Source organism: Kitasatospora sp. NEAU-69, assembly GCF_057158765.1.
In genome coordinates, this window is sequence record NZ_JBWXUE010000031.1 from 62,436 (window position 1) to 75,965 (window position 13,530).

The 13,530-nt window shown below is 69.5% G+C and carries 16 protein-coding genes and 2 pseudogenes; 9 read left to right on the forward strand and 9 right to left on the reverse strand.

Going from position 1 to position 13,530, the window contains the following annotated elements:
- Positions 1 to 32: 32 nt before the first annotated feature.
- The 4 genes from AC060L_RS29380 to AC060L_RS29395 form a co-directional block, all read right to left on the reverse strand.
- Positions 33 to 236: a DUF397 domain-containing protein gene (locus tag AC060L_RS29380; RefSeq protein WP_483801980.1), complete on the reverse strand. Its 204-nt coding sequence runs from the start codon at positions 234 to 236 to the stop codon at positions 33 to 35.
- A gap of 15 nt (positions 237 to 251) precedes the next feature.
- Positions 252 to 455: a DUF397 domain-containing protein gene (locus AC060L_RS29385; RefSeq protein WP_483801981.1), complete on the reverse strand. Its 204-nt coding sequence runs from the start codon at positions 453 to 455 to the stop codon at positions 252 to 254.
- An 81-nt stretch (positions 456 to 536) separates the two neighbouring features.
- Entirely contained in the window at positions 537 to 740 is a 204-nt protein-coding gene (locus AC060L_RS29390) for a DUF397 domain-containing protein (protein ID WP_483801982.1), read from the reverse strand.
- Positions 733 to 1,689 (reverse strand): helix-turn-helix domain-containing protein, encoded by a 957-nt coding sequence (locus tag AC060L_RS29395; protein ID WP_483801983.1) that lies wholly within the window; start codon positions 1,687 to 1,689, stop codon positions 733 to 735. The genes AC060L_RS29390 and AC060L_RS29395 overlap by 8 nt, the downstream gene beginning before the upstream one ends.
- A gap of 211 nt (positions 1,690 to 1,900) precedes the next feature.
- Here AC060L_RS29395 and AC060L_RS29400 point away from each other — a divergent pair, with 211 nt between their 5' ends.
- The 6 genes from AC060L_RS29400 to AC060L_RS29425 all read left to right on the forward strand — a co-directional run bounded on the left by AC060L_RS29400 (position 1,901) and on the right by AC060L_RS29425 (position 4,376).
- Entirely contained in the window at positions 1,901 to 2,296 is a 396-nt protein-coding gene (locus AC060L_RS29400) for an ATP-binding protein (RefSeq protein ID WP_483801984.1), read from the forward strand.
- On the forward strand, positions 2,293 to 2,553 hold the full coding sequence (locus tag AC060L_RS29405; RefSeq protein ID WP_483801985.1) for a hypothetical protein: 261 nt from the start codon (positions 2,293 to 2,295) through the stop codon (positions 2,551 to 2,553). Before AC060L_RS29400 ends, AC060L_RS29405 begins: the two co-directional genes overlap by 4 nt.
- Positions 2,550 to 2,780 carry a hypothetical protein gene (locus AC060L_RS29410; protein WP_483801986.1) on the forward strand — a complete coding sequence of 77 codons (231 nt, stop codon included), beginning with the start codon at positions 2,550 to 2,552 and terminating at the stop codon, positions 2,778 to 2,780. The genes AC060L_RS29405 and AC060L_RS29410 overlap by 4 nt, the downstream gene beginning before the upstream one ends.
- Entirely contained in the window at positions 2,777 to 2,944 is a 168-nt protein-coding gene (locus AC060L_RS29415) for a hypothetical protein (RefSeq protein ID WP_483801987.1), read from the forward strand. The genes AC060L_RS29410 and AC060L_RS29415 overlap by 4 nt, the downstream gene beginning before the upstream one ends.
- A 236-nt stretch (positions 2,945 to 3,180) precedes the next feature.
- A complete protein-coding gene (locus AC060L_RS29420) occupies positions 3,181 to 3,861 on the forward strand; it encodes a hypothetical protein (protein ID WP_483801988.1) in 681 nt (226 codons plus the stop codon).
- Between the two features lie 119 nt (positions 3,862 to 3,980).
- Positions 3,981 to 4,376, forward strand: a complete 396-nt coding sequence (locus AC060L_RS29425; RefSeq protein ID WP_483801989.1) for a contact-dependent growth inhibition system immunity protein — start codon at positions 3,981 to 3,983, stop codon at positions 4,374 to 4,376.
- Positions 4,377 to 4,418: 42 nt separating this feature from the next.
- Here the strand turns inward: AC060L_RS29425 and AC060L_RS29430 are convergent.
- The 5 genes and pseudogenes from AC060L_RS29430 to AC060L_RS29450 all read right to left on the reverse strand — a co-directional run.
- Positions 4,419 to 4,628, reverse strand: a pseudogene (locus AC060L_RS29430) (IS5 family transposase); the annotation flags it as partial.
- A gap of 88 nt (positions 4,629 to 4,716) precedes the next feature.
- Positions 4,717 to 4,872: pseudogene (locus AC060L_RS29435) on the reverse strand (transposase); the annotation flags it as partial.
- Between the two features lie 54 nt (positions 4,873 to 4,926).
- Positions 4,927 to 5,373 (reverse strand): hypothetical protein, encoded by a 447-nt coding sequence (locus tag AC060L_RS29440; protein WP_483801990.1) that lies wholly within the window; start codon positions 5,371 to 5,373, stop codon positions 4,927 to 4,929.
- Positions 5,374 to 5,536: 163 nt separating this feature from the next.
- Positions 5,537 to 8,074, reverse strand: a complete 2,538-nt coding sequence (locus AC060L_RS29445) for a collagenase (RefSeq protein WP_483801991.1) — start codon at positions 8,072 to 8,074, stop codon at positions 5,537 to 5,539.
- Between the two features lie 141 nt (positions 8,075 to 8,215).
- Positions 8,216 to 9,172: a LysR family transcriptional regulator gene (locus AC060L_RS29450; protein ID WP_483801992.1), complete on the reverse strand. Its 957-nt coding sequence runs from the start codon at positions 9,170 to 9,172 to the stop codon at positions 8,216 to 8,218.
- A 356-nt stretch (positions 9,173 to 9,528) separates the two neighbouring features.
- Here AC060L_RS29450 and AC060L_RS29455 point away from each other — a divergent pair, with 356 nt between their 5' ends.
- From AC060L_RS29455 to AC060L_RS29465, 3 genes are read left to right on the forward strand one after another with little or no spacing between them, the layout of a single operon-like run.
- Entirely contained in the window at positions 9,529 to 10,569 is a 1,041-nt protein-coding gene (locus AC060L_RS29455) for an extracellular solute-binding protein (protein WP_483801993.1), read from the forward strand.
- Between the two features lie 12 nt (positions 10,570 to 10,581).
- Entirely contained in the window at positions 10,582 to 12,285 is a 1,704-nt protein-coding gene (locus tag AC060L_RS29460; RefSeq protein ID WP_483801994.1) for an ABC transporter permease, read from the forward strand.
- Positions 12,282 to 13,472, forward strand: a complete 1,191-nt coding sequence (locus tag AC060L_RS29465) for an ABC transporter ATP-binding protein (protein WP_483801995.1) — start codon at positions 12,282 to 12,284, stop codon at positions 13,470 to 13,472. The genes AC060L_RS29460 and AC060L_RS29465 overlap by 4 nt, the downstream gene beginning before the upstream one ends.
- Positions 13,473 to 13,530: the final 58 nt, after the last annotated feature.

The following is a 13,530-nucleotide window of genomic DNA, read 5'->3' on the forward strand; positions in this document are numbered from 1 at the left end:
AAACGGTACCTGCCGTTCGCAGATTGGAGAGGTCAGCTGGTGAAGTCGGCGTGGTGGTCGAACTCGCCGTCTTTGACGCCCTGGAGGAACTTGGCGAACTTGACGGGGGTGGTGCGGACGATGATGTCGCCGTCGTCAGACTCGCGGAGCTCGACCAGGCCGTCGACCGTGCGCACCTCGACGCACTCGTTGGAGTTGGTGCTGTAAGTGGACCTCTGCCACTCGATGTCGGTCATTCCTGTCCTTCCGGGTCAGTTGGCGTAGTCGGCGTGATAGTCGAACTCGCCGGCTTTGACGCCTTGGAGGAACTTGGCGAACTTGACGGGGGTGGTGCGGACGATGATGTCGCCGGTATCGGACTCACGGAGTTCAACTAGCCCGTGGACGGTGCGTACTTCGACGCATGCGTTGCTTGAGCCGGAGTAGCTGGCCTTCTGCCACTCGGTGTCAGTCATGCTTGTCCTTCATTTCCCTCGTGGAGGAACCGGGTGGGGAGGCGAAGCGATCCCCTTGCTTGGGGGAGAGGTTGCTTTGGGTCAGTTGGCGTAGTCGGCGTGGTGGTCGAACTCGCCGGCTTTGACGCCTTGGAGGAACTTGGCGAACTTGACGGGGGTGGTGCGGACGATGATGTCGCCGGTGTCGGACTCGCGGAGTTCGACCAGGCCGTCGACCGTTCGCACCTCGACACATTCGTTGTTGTTGGCGCTGTAGCTGGCCTTCTGCCACGGTGAGCTAGTCATGCCTGTTCTGTATCTCTCTCATGATCGAGCGAATGAAGACTCGTGATTCGTCTTCGAGTAGAGCAAAGGATCTGATGCGGTCAAGGACCAAACGGTAGCGTCCAAGTTGCGCTGGTTGATCGAAGATATGCGAGCCGTACGAGGCATCGGCCTGGACCGTGTCCAGTTCTGGCACAGGCCCTTTCATGTGGGCGAGATCCTCGCTCGGGATCGGGAGGACGGCCGCCTCGAAAGGCACGACTCTGATGGAGATGCCCGGATGTTCGGAGTCCCTGACAAGTGAGGCGAGTTGATCGGCGAGGACCTCGCGCCCGCCGTACTGGCCACGTAGGGCGGCTTCGTGTACCAGCGCCACGTACGGTGTTCCGCAGGATCGGACTTCCTGCTGCCTGCGCATGCGGAACGTTGCCCTGAGTTCGATCTCTTGCTGAGGGAGTGGGAGGGTCCCTTTCGCGAACAGCGAGTTGGCATATGGACGCGTTTGAAGTAGTCCTGGTACGTAGGCCATGGCGAAGTTGGTGATCTCCTGCGCGTGGCCTTCGAGCTCTGCCACGTCCAGGAAGTCGGCCGGCAGGGCTCCCTGGTACTCGTCCCACCAGCCGCCCTTTCCCCGCTCCGTGATGACGTCGGCCAGCGCGTCGATCAGGGGCTGGTTGTCGCACATGCACAACTCGGCGACAGTGTAGAGACGTTCCACGCTGATGCCAGTCTTCCCGGTCTCGATCTGCGTGATCTGAGCTGGAGCGACGCCGAGCAGGCGGGCGAGTTGGCTGCCTCCGAGGCCGGCCTGCTCCCGCATCCTCCGCAACTCGACGCCCACTCGCCGTTGGCGGAGGGTCGGGTTCGATCGAAGGGCCATGGTGTCCTCTCTGCGGATGCTGGGATCAGTCTGCCTCAGCGCCCAGCCTCGCCGTAGCCACGAAAGAGGGAACTTCCCGAAGGGCGCCATAAATTTTAGGTGACCTGCGCTATGGTCGGTCTCACATCGATCCGACGGATCGTCAGTAACGCCTGTCACCAGGGCAGTAGGCGCCTCCTGCCCTCGCACCGCAGAGCAGCCACGCGTGGCATCACCAGTCCCGCCCTGGCCTGGCTCACGGCGACGTATCCGCCGCCTCGCACACCACACACCACGCCGCCAGCCTCACGGAGGTTCCCTCATGTGCACCTTCAGCCTGCCCAGAACGCCCGAGCCGCCCGACTGGTCCGCCGCCCGCGAGGAGCTGCGCGACGTCCTCAGTACCGCCGGCTGGCCCGCCGACCTCATCTCCGACGCCGAGCTCGCGCTCCACGAGCTCTTCGTCAACGCGTGGAAGCACGGCGGCAGCCTCGCGCCCGTCGTGGTCGTCGTCCTCCTGGCGGACCGCACCCTCCGCGTCTCCGTCGCCGACGACAGCCCCACCCTCCCCGAGCAGCGTTCCGCCGCCTCGGCCGACCCCTACGAGCTCTCCGGGCGGGGCCTGCACCTCGTCCGCTCGCTCACCCACCGGTTCGGCAGCGCGCCGCGCAAGCGTGGGGGCAAGGCCGTCTGGTTCGAGCTGGACGCCGCCGCATGAGCCCCTACCGCGAGCCGATCGCGCCGGCCGACCCCCGGATGCGCGACTACACCGAGCCGCAGGTCACCGCCCTGCTCCGCGAACTCCAGGAGCGCGGCAGCCGCTTCGGCCTGCTCTGGGGTTCCGCCGACACCAACGGGGTGGTCGACGGCCGAGTCCTCGTCAACTTCGGCAACGCCCCGGTCAGCACGCTCCTCAACCTCCTCGCTCTCCTCCAGAGCGCCGAAGCCGAAGGGGGCGAAGCGTGGGAGTCGTGATCCCCTTCAACACCCCGGCGACATACGTCGAGCGGACCACGCTCGCCTATCTCGACGTCGAGGCCGTCCCCGACGCGGCGGTCCAGGTCCGGGTGGCCGTGGACCTCGACATCCACCTCCGCCCGAGCGAGCAGCTCGCGCTCGTCCTCACCCGGGAGCAGGCCGAGGAACTCCTGCACGGCCTCGCCGCCCACCTCGGCCACCGTCTCATCGGCGTTCACCGATGACACCCGGTACCGCCGACTTCCTGACCGGCGTGACCTTCGCACTCCTCCTCGCGCTCGCGATCACCGTCGTCGCCCTCGGCGTCATCGCAACGCTCAGGATGCCCGGATCCGATCCCCAACCCCTGCCCGAACACCGCGATCCGCCCCGGGACGTGGCCGCCTGACGGTTCCGGCGAGGCCGAGCCGACCCCCCACTCGGCTCGCCGACCGGGCACCGTGCGAAAGATCGTCAGGCCGGCGACCTCGGTGCCATCCTCGATGGCCTCGCCCGCAGGCCTGAGCAGACCCCCACGGGCCCACCCGTCAATCATCAGCCCGGCGGGTGGACCTCGCACTGCTGCCGTGCGAGCCATCGAACGGTCCTGATCCACCCAGGAAAGCGAGTCCGCTGGCTGCCGCGATGGCCCCGTTCTGGAATGACGCCCAGCCTTCGCCGGATGGTGTCTGGCAGGGCGAGTGGCAGTGGTGGCACATCTTCGGCGGAGACGGCGCACAGGGTTTGGCGGTCCGCGCCGGTTTCGAGGATGACCCGCGGCTGGTGCGCAACCCGCTCTGGTCCGACGGCAGCGCCCGGGAGCCACAGCCGGCCGGGCGCTGCGACGGCGGGCCGCGCGGCCTGCTCGACCTGGACGTCGATCGTGCCCCAGCGGCGGCTGCGGCCGGCGCTGACTGGGACGGCTGGGCCGCCTTCAGAGCCGACTTCGAACCCGCGCTGTCGGAGCGCGCCATGATCGCGCAGGCTTCGGACGGCTGGGCGGGGCGGGCGGCGTTCTTCGAGCAGCCGGTCGTCCGGGCGGTGGCTGCCCTGCGTGTGAGCGGCTCACAGGTTCCCCGGTGGGCCGGCATGCAGGACCCGATCGCCCACTACGCCGGCACTCGCGAGCAGTACGTGCGTCGCAAGGTCTCCCGCGTGGTGCCGACCAACGTGCTGCTCACTCTGGACGGCAGCTGGCTGGACGGCGCCTGTACGTCCAGTGATCCCGATGCCTTGGTGGGCGACCGGTACTTCGACTTCGCCGACCGCTACTTCGACAATCTGGCCGAGGACGCGCTTCTGGTCCGCCTGCGGTTTCACTCCTGAAGCGAGCAGTTCCTGCCGGCTGCGAGTGTCGCCGAGCCCGCCGATCAAGGGCTTTCGCACGCAACCCGTGTGACGCTAACTCAGACCGCTTTTGAGATCTGACATGGGACGATCGGTCGGTGACTCGAATCATGGACCGTGGCCGCTCGCTTGAGGAGCTTGAGCGTGATTGCTGGTCGGCCCCGTCGGGCGACGAAACCCGGCTGATGGCGACCGTGCGCGAGCTTCGGCGCAAGCCGATCGGCGACCTGACGGTCGAAGACCTGCGGCTGCTGATCAGGCAGGACGTGGGCCTTGGCCATCTTCTGCCGCTGGCGGTGGAGGTCCTTCGGGGTGACCCACTGGCGGAAGGCGACATGTACGAGGGCGATCTGCTGGCTGCCGCGCTCACCAGGGGTGCGGAGGTCTGGGGCGAGTCCCCGGAACTCAGGTCGGAGGTCCGCTTGATCGTCTCGGAGTTGGCCGACGTGCCGCCTGCCCTGAAACGCGAGGTCGAGGGGTTCCTGGCTCTGTAGGTCGCCGACAGTGGCTGCGGTCGGCGGGGCCAGGCCCACTGTCTATGAGGACTGCCGAACAAGTGGCCATGGGCCGGGGCGCGTCGCAACACGGCCCCGGGTGAGCCGGCAGACCATGACGCCGATCATGGCCCATCGAATCATCGTCTCGGAGTGGGCCGGGCTGGTCTCGTAGTCGCGGGCGAGGCGCCGGTGGGCGGTGAGCCACGAGAAGGTGCGTTCTACCGCCCACCGCTTGGGCTGGACTTGGAAATCCGCGTTGGTCGGGGTCCTTGCGGGCGATTTCCAGTTCGCGGCCGAGCACCTGAGCGGTCCACTCGACCAGGCGGCCGGCGAAGCGCACCACGTAGAAGATCGCGTCCACGATCCGCCGCCGGGGATGCTTCTCCCGCCGCCCGCCCTTCGGACCCACCCGCGCTCGCGGCAGTAACGGCTCCACCAGCGCCCACTGTTCGTCCGTCAGGTCCGACGGATACCCACCCCCGAAACCAGCCATACAGACCTCAACGGTCCCTGCAGCCCCGGGACACGGCAGATCTCAAACACGGCCTCAGAAGTGCCAGCAGTAGAGGCCGGCATCCGTATTCAAAGCGATCGCGGCAAGCTGAGCGACTCCCTGCAGGATCTCCAAGAGGGAGTCATCGGTCATCTCCTCGCCGTCCTCCTGCCAGAGCCTCTGGTGCCAGCGAACGGCGAGCTCGTCCAGTTCGCCTAGGCTGGCACCGGCGAGCGCGCTGGTCAGGCTGCGGTCGAAGGTGAACACCCCGGTGCCGTCGTTGACGACGGGAGCGACGTAACGCGGACCGCTCCTCCTGTGGAACTCCTCGATGGGCGGAAGTTCGGCAGACGGCGCCTCGAAGTACATGGCCCACTCGACCGTGGCGTCGTCGGGATAGAAGTCGTGGCAGGTCAGAGGCGCCAGCGCCGCCCCCGGGCCCCTGTTGCGGGTCGCGGCGGCGGTGTCGTCGTCCGGAGCGACGAAGAAAGCTATGTCCACGCCGGCATGATCGCAGCTCGTCGGCGCCGCGTCACTGCGGGACGACTCGTAAAGTCGGCGTGCTCGACTTCGCAGTCCCGAGTGCCCCGGGAGTGCCCGGCCGTTGTGGCCAGGCAGTCCCGGGGCGGGTTCAGCGCTTGGGTAGCTCAGTATTGCGGCGGGCTCAGTACTGCGTGGTCACCGTGACCCCGCTGAACGCCGTGTGGGCGAGCAGGCTGATGTAGCGGTAGCCGGCAGTGGTGTTGGTGATGGTGAGGGTCTGGATGGTGCCCGAATTCGTCGATTCGGCGGTGTAGTTGGTGCTGGTGGCCCAGTTGGTGGGGTCGTAGTAGAGGTAGGCGGTTCCGGTGCCGCCGGTGGTGGTGACGGTCAGGGTGGTGGTGCCGGCCGGGAGGTAGATCCACAGGTAGTCCAGGTTCCCCGCGCTCTCGGTCTGGTTGGCCCGGGAGCAGTTGCGGTCCATCTCCTGCACGTTCGCGGCCGTGCAGGGGCTGACCGGGCTGGTCAGGGTGACCGGCTGGGTGGTGGTGGCGGTCTGGCCGTTGGTGTCGGTGATGGTGAGGGTGGCGGTGTAGGAGCCGGGCGCCGTGTAGGTGTGCGAGGGGTTCTGCGTGGTGGCGGTCGCGCCGTCGCCGAAGTTCCAGGACCAGCCGGTGATGCTGCCGCTGCCGGTCTCGGTGGAGTGGTCGGTGAAGGCGGCCGTCAGTCCGCTGACGGTCACGCCGAACGCGGCCGTGGGGGTGCCCGAGGTGGTGCCCGCGATGCCGGTGAGCCAGGTGTTGAAGTCGGCGTCGTAGCGGGTGCCGATGGTGGTGGCGTAGTAGTCGTAGCCGGCGGTGTAGTTGCCGGCCCTGAAGTCACCCAGGATCGCCTGCATGTCGGCGGGGTGCTCGGTGAGCATGTAGCGCACCGCCAGGTAGCTCCAGGGGAAGACGCGGTCGTCGTTGCTGTTGGCGTAGGTGGTCTGCCAGAGGGTGCTCAGTGGGTAGGTGTGCTCGCCGGCGTCGGTCACCGCGTCGGTGTCGGTGATGCCCCGGTAGCTGTAGGAGATGTAGCCCGAAATGCCCTCGATCCACCAGATGTTGGGCTCGGTCTCCATCTGCTCCCAGGTGCCCATGGTGTCGTAGCGCGCGTCGAGGAAGTGGGTGTACTCGTAGTTGAGGTTCCAGATGTTGTCCGTGTACCCGTCGGGGCTGGGGTCCTGGTACAGGATCGAGTAGTCCTGATTGCCCGGCGTGGACGGGGTGTTGTAGAGCGTGATGCCGCCGTTGTCGGTGGTGATGCCGTAGATCACCGGACCGTAGATCTGGTAGTCGAGGTTGTTCGCGAAGACGACGATGTTGTCGGTGTTGTTGTACTGGTTCGGGATCGGGCCGCTGTCCTTGGCCACGCCCTGGAAGTACGCGTCCTGGCCCGCGAGTTCGCTGCACGCTGCGCTCAGGTCGCTCGTGCTGAGCGCCTCGGAGAGGATGGTGATCTCCGGGTTGCAGGCGTGCGTGCTCGGCAGCGCCGCCGCGGTGGCCTGGGCCACCAGGTTGCAGACGCCGTAGTACGAACAGTCGGCCGCATCATAGGCGTTGGCCTGCTGCGCGACGAAGACCCAGAGCGCGGCGGTCGGGCCGGAGATCGACGAGCCCTGCAGCAGCCCGAGCATCAGCGGCCGCACCTTGGCCTGGAGCGCGGTGAACTGGACGTACGTCGCGAGGTCGTTGCCGGCGTCGGCGACCATGAACGTGTTGTTGCCGCCGAGCATCGCGGTGTGGCCGAGCGCGAAGCTGTCGAGCGTGTCGATGACGCTCGGATCCGCGGTCAGCGCGGTGACGAAGGCCGGGTTGTACTGCCCGCGCCAGAGCGGGGTGTAGACGTCGTAGATGACGGCGTCCATGTAGTACGACGCGTCCCACGCGCTGGTGTACGAGGTGAGCAGCTTCTTGTAGACGTTGAGGAAGTCGCCCTGCAGGTTCGCGCTGTCGGTCAGGATCACGGCGTCGCCCAGCACGCCGCCGTTGGCATCGGAGACGGTGGCGGTCTTCGGGTCGGCGAAGAAGGTGTTCAGGGCGCTCTGGACGTCGGCCGACAGGGTGGCGTCGTAGGAGCCGACGTCCGTCGGGTCGCCGTACTGGACGTAGTAGCCGGCGCGCAGGAACAGCACGAGCTGCCAGATGCCGGTCGAGTCGTCACCGGTGTAGCTCGACGCCAGGCTCTGGTAGGCCTGCGCGACGGAGACCATCTGGGACTCCTTGAACACCGCCTGCGCGTTGGCGCCGGTGATGGTGAAGAGCGTGTTGATGCAGTCGGTGGTCGAGCTCTCGACGAACGAGGCCAGCGCCGGGCCGCTCAGCGCGCCGAAGGCGGCGGGGGTGCAGGCCTGGGAGGGGGCAGGGTGCGCGGTCGCCTTCGCCGCCTTCGCCGCTGCCTTCGCGGCCGCCGAGGAGCTCGTGGGACGCTGGGGTGGGAGCTGGGTGGCGCTGAGCCGGCCGTGCTGGACGGCGGCCGCGTCGGTGCCGCCGATGACGGCGCCCGTCGGCGCGTTCGTGGCTGGGCCGTGTGATCCGGTGGCGGTTGCGGTGTGGGGGAGCGGGTGCGGGAGGGTCGCCGAGCCGGTCGCGGCGAGGGCCGGAACGGTCGACGCCCCCATCAGCAGGGCGAGTGTCGCGGTCCCTGCGGCCAGGATTCTGGGCAGGACGGATCGGTGGCGCATCACTGCTCCTTCGGGGGCGATGTCCGCTTCGCGAACCGTGGGGGAAGCGGTTGACGCACCGTCTCACCGCGCGGCAGCCCGGACAACGAGATCAGAAACAGCGATTGAAATGTCCCCGCCACAACACCCGTTGCCGTGCCTTTACGGAAGCGTCCCGTGGTAGGTCCGCGCCGCCCAGGCCTGGAAGTGCGGCGCCCGGGCGATCAGATCCCGGTACGACGCGTAGGCGGAGTCGAAGAGCGCGGTCGCGAGCTCCTCGGGAACGCTCTCCTTGCGCCAGGCCAGCAGGTAACGGCACCAGATCGGCGTGCCGAGCAGGGGTTTGACGATCACGCCGGGGATCGGCCGCATCGTCGCCTGGACCAGCGAGACGCCGAGGCCCTCGGCGATCATGCCCTGTAACTGAAGCCGGTCGCCGAGGAACTTGTGCACCACCGCCGGGGTGAACCCCACGGCCGCGCAGGCCGCGTAGAAGACGCCCGGCCAGCCGGCGCCGTCGTCCGGGGTGAGGAACCAGGAGTCCTCGGCCAGGTCGGCGAGGGCGACCTCCACGCGGTGCTTGAGCCGGTGGTCCGCGGGCAGCGAGACGAACGTGGGCTCGGTGACGATCCCGCGGTGCTCGACGGCGCTGGAGTGCCGCAGTTCGAGCCCCGGGTAGTCCACGCCGATCGCGGCGTCGAGCCGGCCGCTCTCCAGCAACTCGACCATCTGGGAGGACGCGTAGACGCTGTTCACGGTCAGCGGCAGATCGGGCAGCTCGGTGCGCAGTCGCCCGACCATGCCGGGCAGGATCGGCGAGTTGGTGGCGGACAGGCGCAGCACCGGACGCGCCGTCGCCCCCTCGGCCGGTCGCCGGCCGAGGGACTCGGCGCGGGCCAGCACGTCGCGGGCCTGGGCGACGAGCTCCGCGCCGTACCGCGTCGGCCGTACGCCCAGGGTGTTGCGCTCGAACAGCGGCTCGCCGAAGTGGCTCTCGATCCGCCGCAGTTGGGTGCTCATCGCCTGCTGTGAGCAGCCCAGCTCGGCCGCGGCCCGGGCGATGCTGCCGGTGGCCGCGATCGCGCACACGGCCCGTAGGTGTCGAAGCTCCAGCTCCATCCGTGCTCCCCCTGCGTCCTCGCGGTACTCGGGCAGTGGTACGTGAGCAGTGGTGCGTGAGGGGTGGTGCCTGGCCACCGGTAACTGGCAGTTGGTCGCTGGGCGCAGCGGTGCCCGGGTGGCCGAGATTGCATAGTAGTCAGCGGAGTCGAGTTCCGGATTCCTGAGCGGAAGCTGGGAGAAAGCTGAGCGTTTCCTGGGAGAAGGGTCTCGGGAGAGGCAGGGGGGTGGCTCCGACTCCCAGAACTTAGGTATACCTTAGCGAGGCTTCCTCACTCTCTGAGGTGGCGCACCCTCAGTGTTCGTAGCTCAGGCATGCCCGGCTGTCGTCGTGCCTGTGTCGGAAAGGCATTCCCATGCGACGTTTTGCCAAGAGGCCGGTCGGCCTGCTCGCGGTCGTGGCGCTGTGCGCCGCCGCGCTCGCGGGGTGTTCCGGCTCCTCGACGGCGTCCGGTTCCGGCGCGGGCTCGCTGACGCTCTACAACGGGCAGCACGAGCAGACCGCCGACGCGCTGGTGGCCGCCTTCACCAAGGACACCGGGATCAAGGTCAGCATCCGCAGCAACGACGAGGCCGTGCTGGCCAACCAGATCCAGGCGGAGGGCTCGCACGCGCCCGCCGACCTCTTCTACACCGAGAACTCGCCGGCGCTGATGAAGCTGCAGGAGAAGAACCTGCTCGTGCCGGTGGACAAGGCCGCGCTGGCGCAGGTCCCCGCGCAGTACGACTCGCCGCAGGGCGACTGGATCGGCGTCTCCGCCCGGGTCAGCGTGCTGATCTACAACACCAAGCTGCTGACCCCCGCCCAGCTGCCGACCTCGCTCGCCCAGCTCGCCGACCCGCAGTGGAAGGGCAAGCTCGGCCTCGCGGCGGGCGAGACCGACTTCCAGCCGATCGTCACCTCGATGCTGAAGTCGAAGGGCGCCGACTTCACCAAGAACTGGCTCGGCGCGGTGAAGAACAACGCCGCCGCGAACCTGTACCCGGACAACGAGACGCTCACCTCGATGGTGAGCAGCGGCAAGTCCGCGATCGGCGTCATCAACCAGTACTACTGGTACCGGATGAAGGCCGAGAACAACGGTTCCATCGGCTCCGCGATCGCCGCCTTCGCACCGAAGGACCCGGGTTACCTGCTGGACGTCTCCGGCGCCGGCATCCTCGCCTCCAGCAAGCACCAGGCCGAGGCGCAGAAGTTCATCGCGTTCCTCGGTTCGGCCGAGGCCCAGAAGATCATCGCCACCAGCGACAGCTTCGAGTACCCGGTCGGCTCCGGGGTGACGACCGCGCAGTCCGAGCAGCCGTTCGACCAGCTGAAGCCGAACGACCTGAGCATCGCGGACCTCGGTGACGGCTCGCAGGCGGTCAGCCTGCTCCAGCAGGCCCAGCTCCTCTAGGAGCGCGCACCCATGACGAAACCCATCGACACCGCCTCGCCCGCCGGGCCCGCTGCATCCGCCGCGGGCCCGGCGGGCGGCGTGCTGCCAAGCCCGTCGAGCCCGTCGAGCCCGTCGAGTCCGTCAAGCCCGTCGAGCCCGTCGAGTCCGTCGAGCCTGCGGAGCCCGTCAAAGGCCCGGCGCGGCCGCCGCCTCCCGCTGCTGCTCACCGGCCTCTCGATCGCGGTCGCCGCGCTGCTGCTCCTGCCGCTCTGCTTCCTGCTCCTCCAGGCGAACCAGGCCGGCTGGTCGAGCATCTCCGGGCTGATGTTCCGTCGGCTCACCTGGGACCTCCTGCAGAACACGGTCGAGCTGACGGTGGTCGTCACGCTCTGCTGCGCGGTGCTGGGCACGGCCGCCGCGTACTGCGTGGAGCGGGTCGCGCTGCCCGGCCGCCGGATCTGGGGCGTGCTGCTGGTCCTGCCGGTCGCGCTGCCGGACTTCGTCGTCGGCTACGCCTGGTCCTCCTGGGTGCCGTTCGCGCACGGGCTGACCGGGGCGGTGATCGTGATGTCGCTCTCGCTCTACCCGCTGGTGTACCTCCCGGTCGCCGCGGCGCTGCGGGCCGGTGACGCGGCGCTGGAGGAGCAGGCGCGCAGCCTCGGCCGCACCCCGCTGAGGGCGTTCGCCGAGGTCACGCTGCGCCAGATCCGTCCGGCGCTGCTCGGCGGCTGCCTGCTGGTGGCGCTGGCGCTGCTCGCGGAGTATGGCGCGTTCGAGATCCTGCGCTTCCAGACCTTCACCACCGAGATCTTCACCGAGTACCTGCAGAGCTTCGACGGGCCCGCGGCCTGCGCGCTCTCGCTGGTCCTCGTGGTGCTCAGCCTGGCCGTGCTGCTCGCCGAGTACGCGGCGGGCGGCGGCGGGCGGGTGGCCCGGCAGGTCGCGGTCCGCGCGCCGCGCCGGGTCCGGCCCGGCGTGCTCGGCGGCCTGGCGATCAGCCTGGCGCTGACCGCGCTGAGCTCGATCGCGCTGCTGCTGCCGGTGGGCACGCTCGCCTACTGGTGCATCGTCGGCGGCTCGACCACGCTGCCGCCCGCCTCGCTGCTCGGCGCGGCCGGCCAGACCGCGCTCTACGCGGTCAGCGCCGCCGCGCTAACCACGCTGCTGGCGCTGCCGGTCGGCCTGCTCTCGGTGCGCCACCGCAGCCGGTTCACCGTGGTGCTGGAGCGCAGCACCTACCTGGTGCAGGGCCTGCCGGGGCTGGCGATCGCGCTGGGGCTCGTGTTCTTCGGGATCCGCTACGCCTTCTCGCTGTACCAGAGCCCGCAGCTGCTGGTGATCGGCTACGCGGTGATGTTCTTCCCGCTGGCCCTGGTCGCGGTGCGCGCCTCGGTGGCGTCCGCGCCGGTCGGGCTGGAGGAGATCGGGCGTTCGCTCGGGCGGCCGCGCTGGTCGGTCGCGCTGCGGGTGACGCTGCCGCTGGTCGCGCCGGGGCTGGCGGCCGGCTTCTGCCTGGTCTTCCTCTCCGTGGTCACCGAACTGACCGCGACGCTGATTCTGATCCCGACCGGCGCGCACACCCTGGCCACCCGGTTCTGGGAGTACGAGTCGAATCTTTCCTACGGCGCCGCGGCCCCCTACGCGGCGCTGATGGTGGCGATCGCCGCCGTGCCGAGCTACGTGCTGGGCCGCTGGTTCGACCGTGTCCGAGCCCGACAGGAGCACACCGCATGACGAGTCTGACGCTGAGCGGGGTCGCCAAGTCCTACGGCCGGCAACCCGTGCTGCACGGAGTCGATCTGGAGATTCCGACCGGCGCGCTGGCCGCCGTGCTCGGCCCGTCCGGCAGCGGCAAGACCACGCTGCTGCGGGTGGTCGCCGGGTTCGAACGGGCGGACGCCGGCACGGTCAGCCTGGGCGGCCTGGTGGTGGACGACGGGCGGCGCCAACTGCCGCCCGAGCGGCGCAAGATCGGCTACGTGCCGCAGGACGGTGGCCTCTTCCCGCACCTCACGGTGGCGGGCAACGTCGCGTTCGGGCTGCCCGGCCGGGCTCGCCGGCACACCGCGACGGTCGGCGAACTGCTGGAGCGGGTCGGCCTGAGCGGCCTGGACCGGCGTTACCCGCACCAGCTCTCCGGCGGTCAGCAGCAGCGCGTCGCGCTCGCCCGCGCGCTGGCCGTCCGGCCGGAGCTGGTGCTGCTCGACGAGCCGTTCTCCGCGCTGGACGCCGGGCTGCGGGCCAGCATCCGGGCGGACGTGCAGGCGATCCTGCGCGAGTTCGGCGCCACCGCGATCCTGGTGACGCACGACCAGGACGAGGCGCTGTCGATGGCCGACCTGGTGGCGGTGGTCCGGGACGGGCGGATCGCGCAGTGCGCGACCCCGCGCGAGCTCTACCAGCGGCCGGCGGATCCGCAGCTCGCCGCGTTCGTCGGCGAGGCGAACCTGCTGCCCGGCACGCTCGAAGCGCGGGCCGGCGAGGGCGAGGGCGCGGCCACGATCCGGACGGTCTTCGGCAGCCTGCCGCTGCACGCCCGCACCGCGTCCGACGGGGACAGCGCCGGTGCCGGGGAGGCCGTGGTGCTGCTCCGCCCGGAGCAGGTCGAGGTCCACCCTGTCGCCGGAGACGGGACCGGGGACGGGACCGGGGACGAAGCCGTGACCGCCGTCGTCATCGACTCCCGGTACCACGGTCACGACGCCGTGGTCCGCTGCATGCTGGACGGCCTCGGCCGGGGCGCGGCGGGGGAGCGGCTGGAGATCACCGCCCGGCTGACCGACGGGGAGGCCTGGCCGACCGGCAGCCGGGTCGGCCTGCGCGCCCGGGGCCCGGTCACCGCCTGGCCGGCCACGACGGCCACGGCGGCCGCCGGCCTGGCGGAGCCGGCGGGCCTGTCGCCCGCCGCCGCTACGGCCTGACCGGCGCCCCTCAGGCTCGGACCGGCCTCACGCCAGGCCGGTTCGGCAGTGGTCCGGC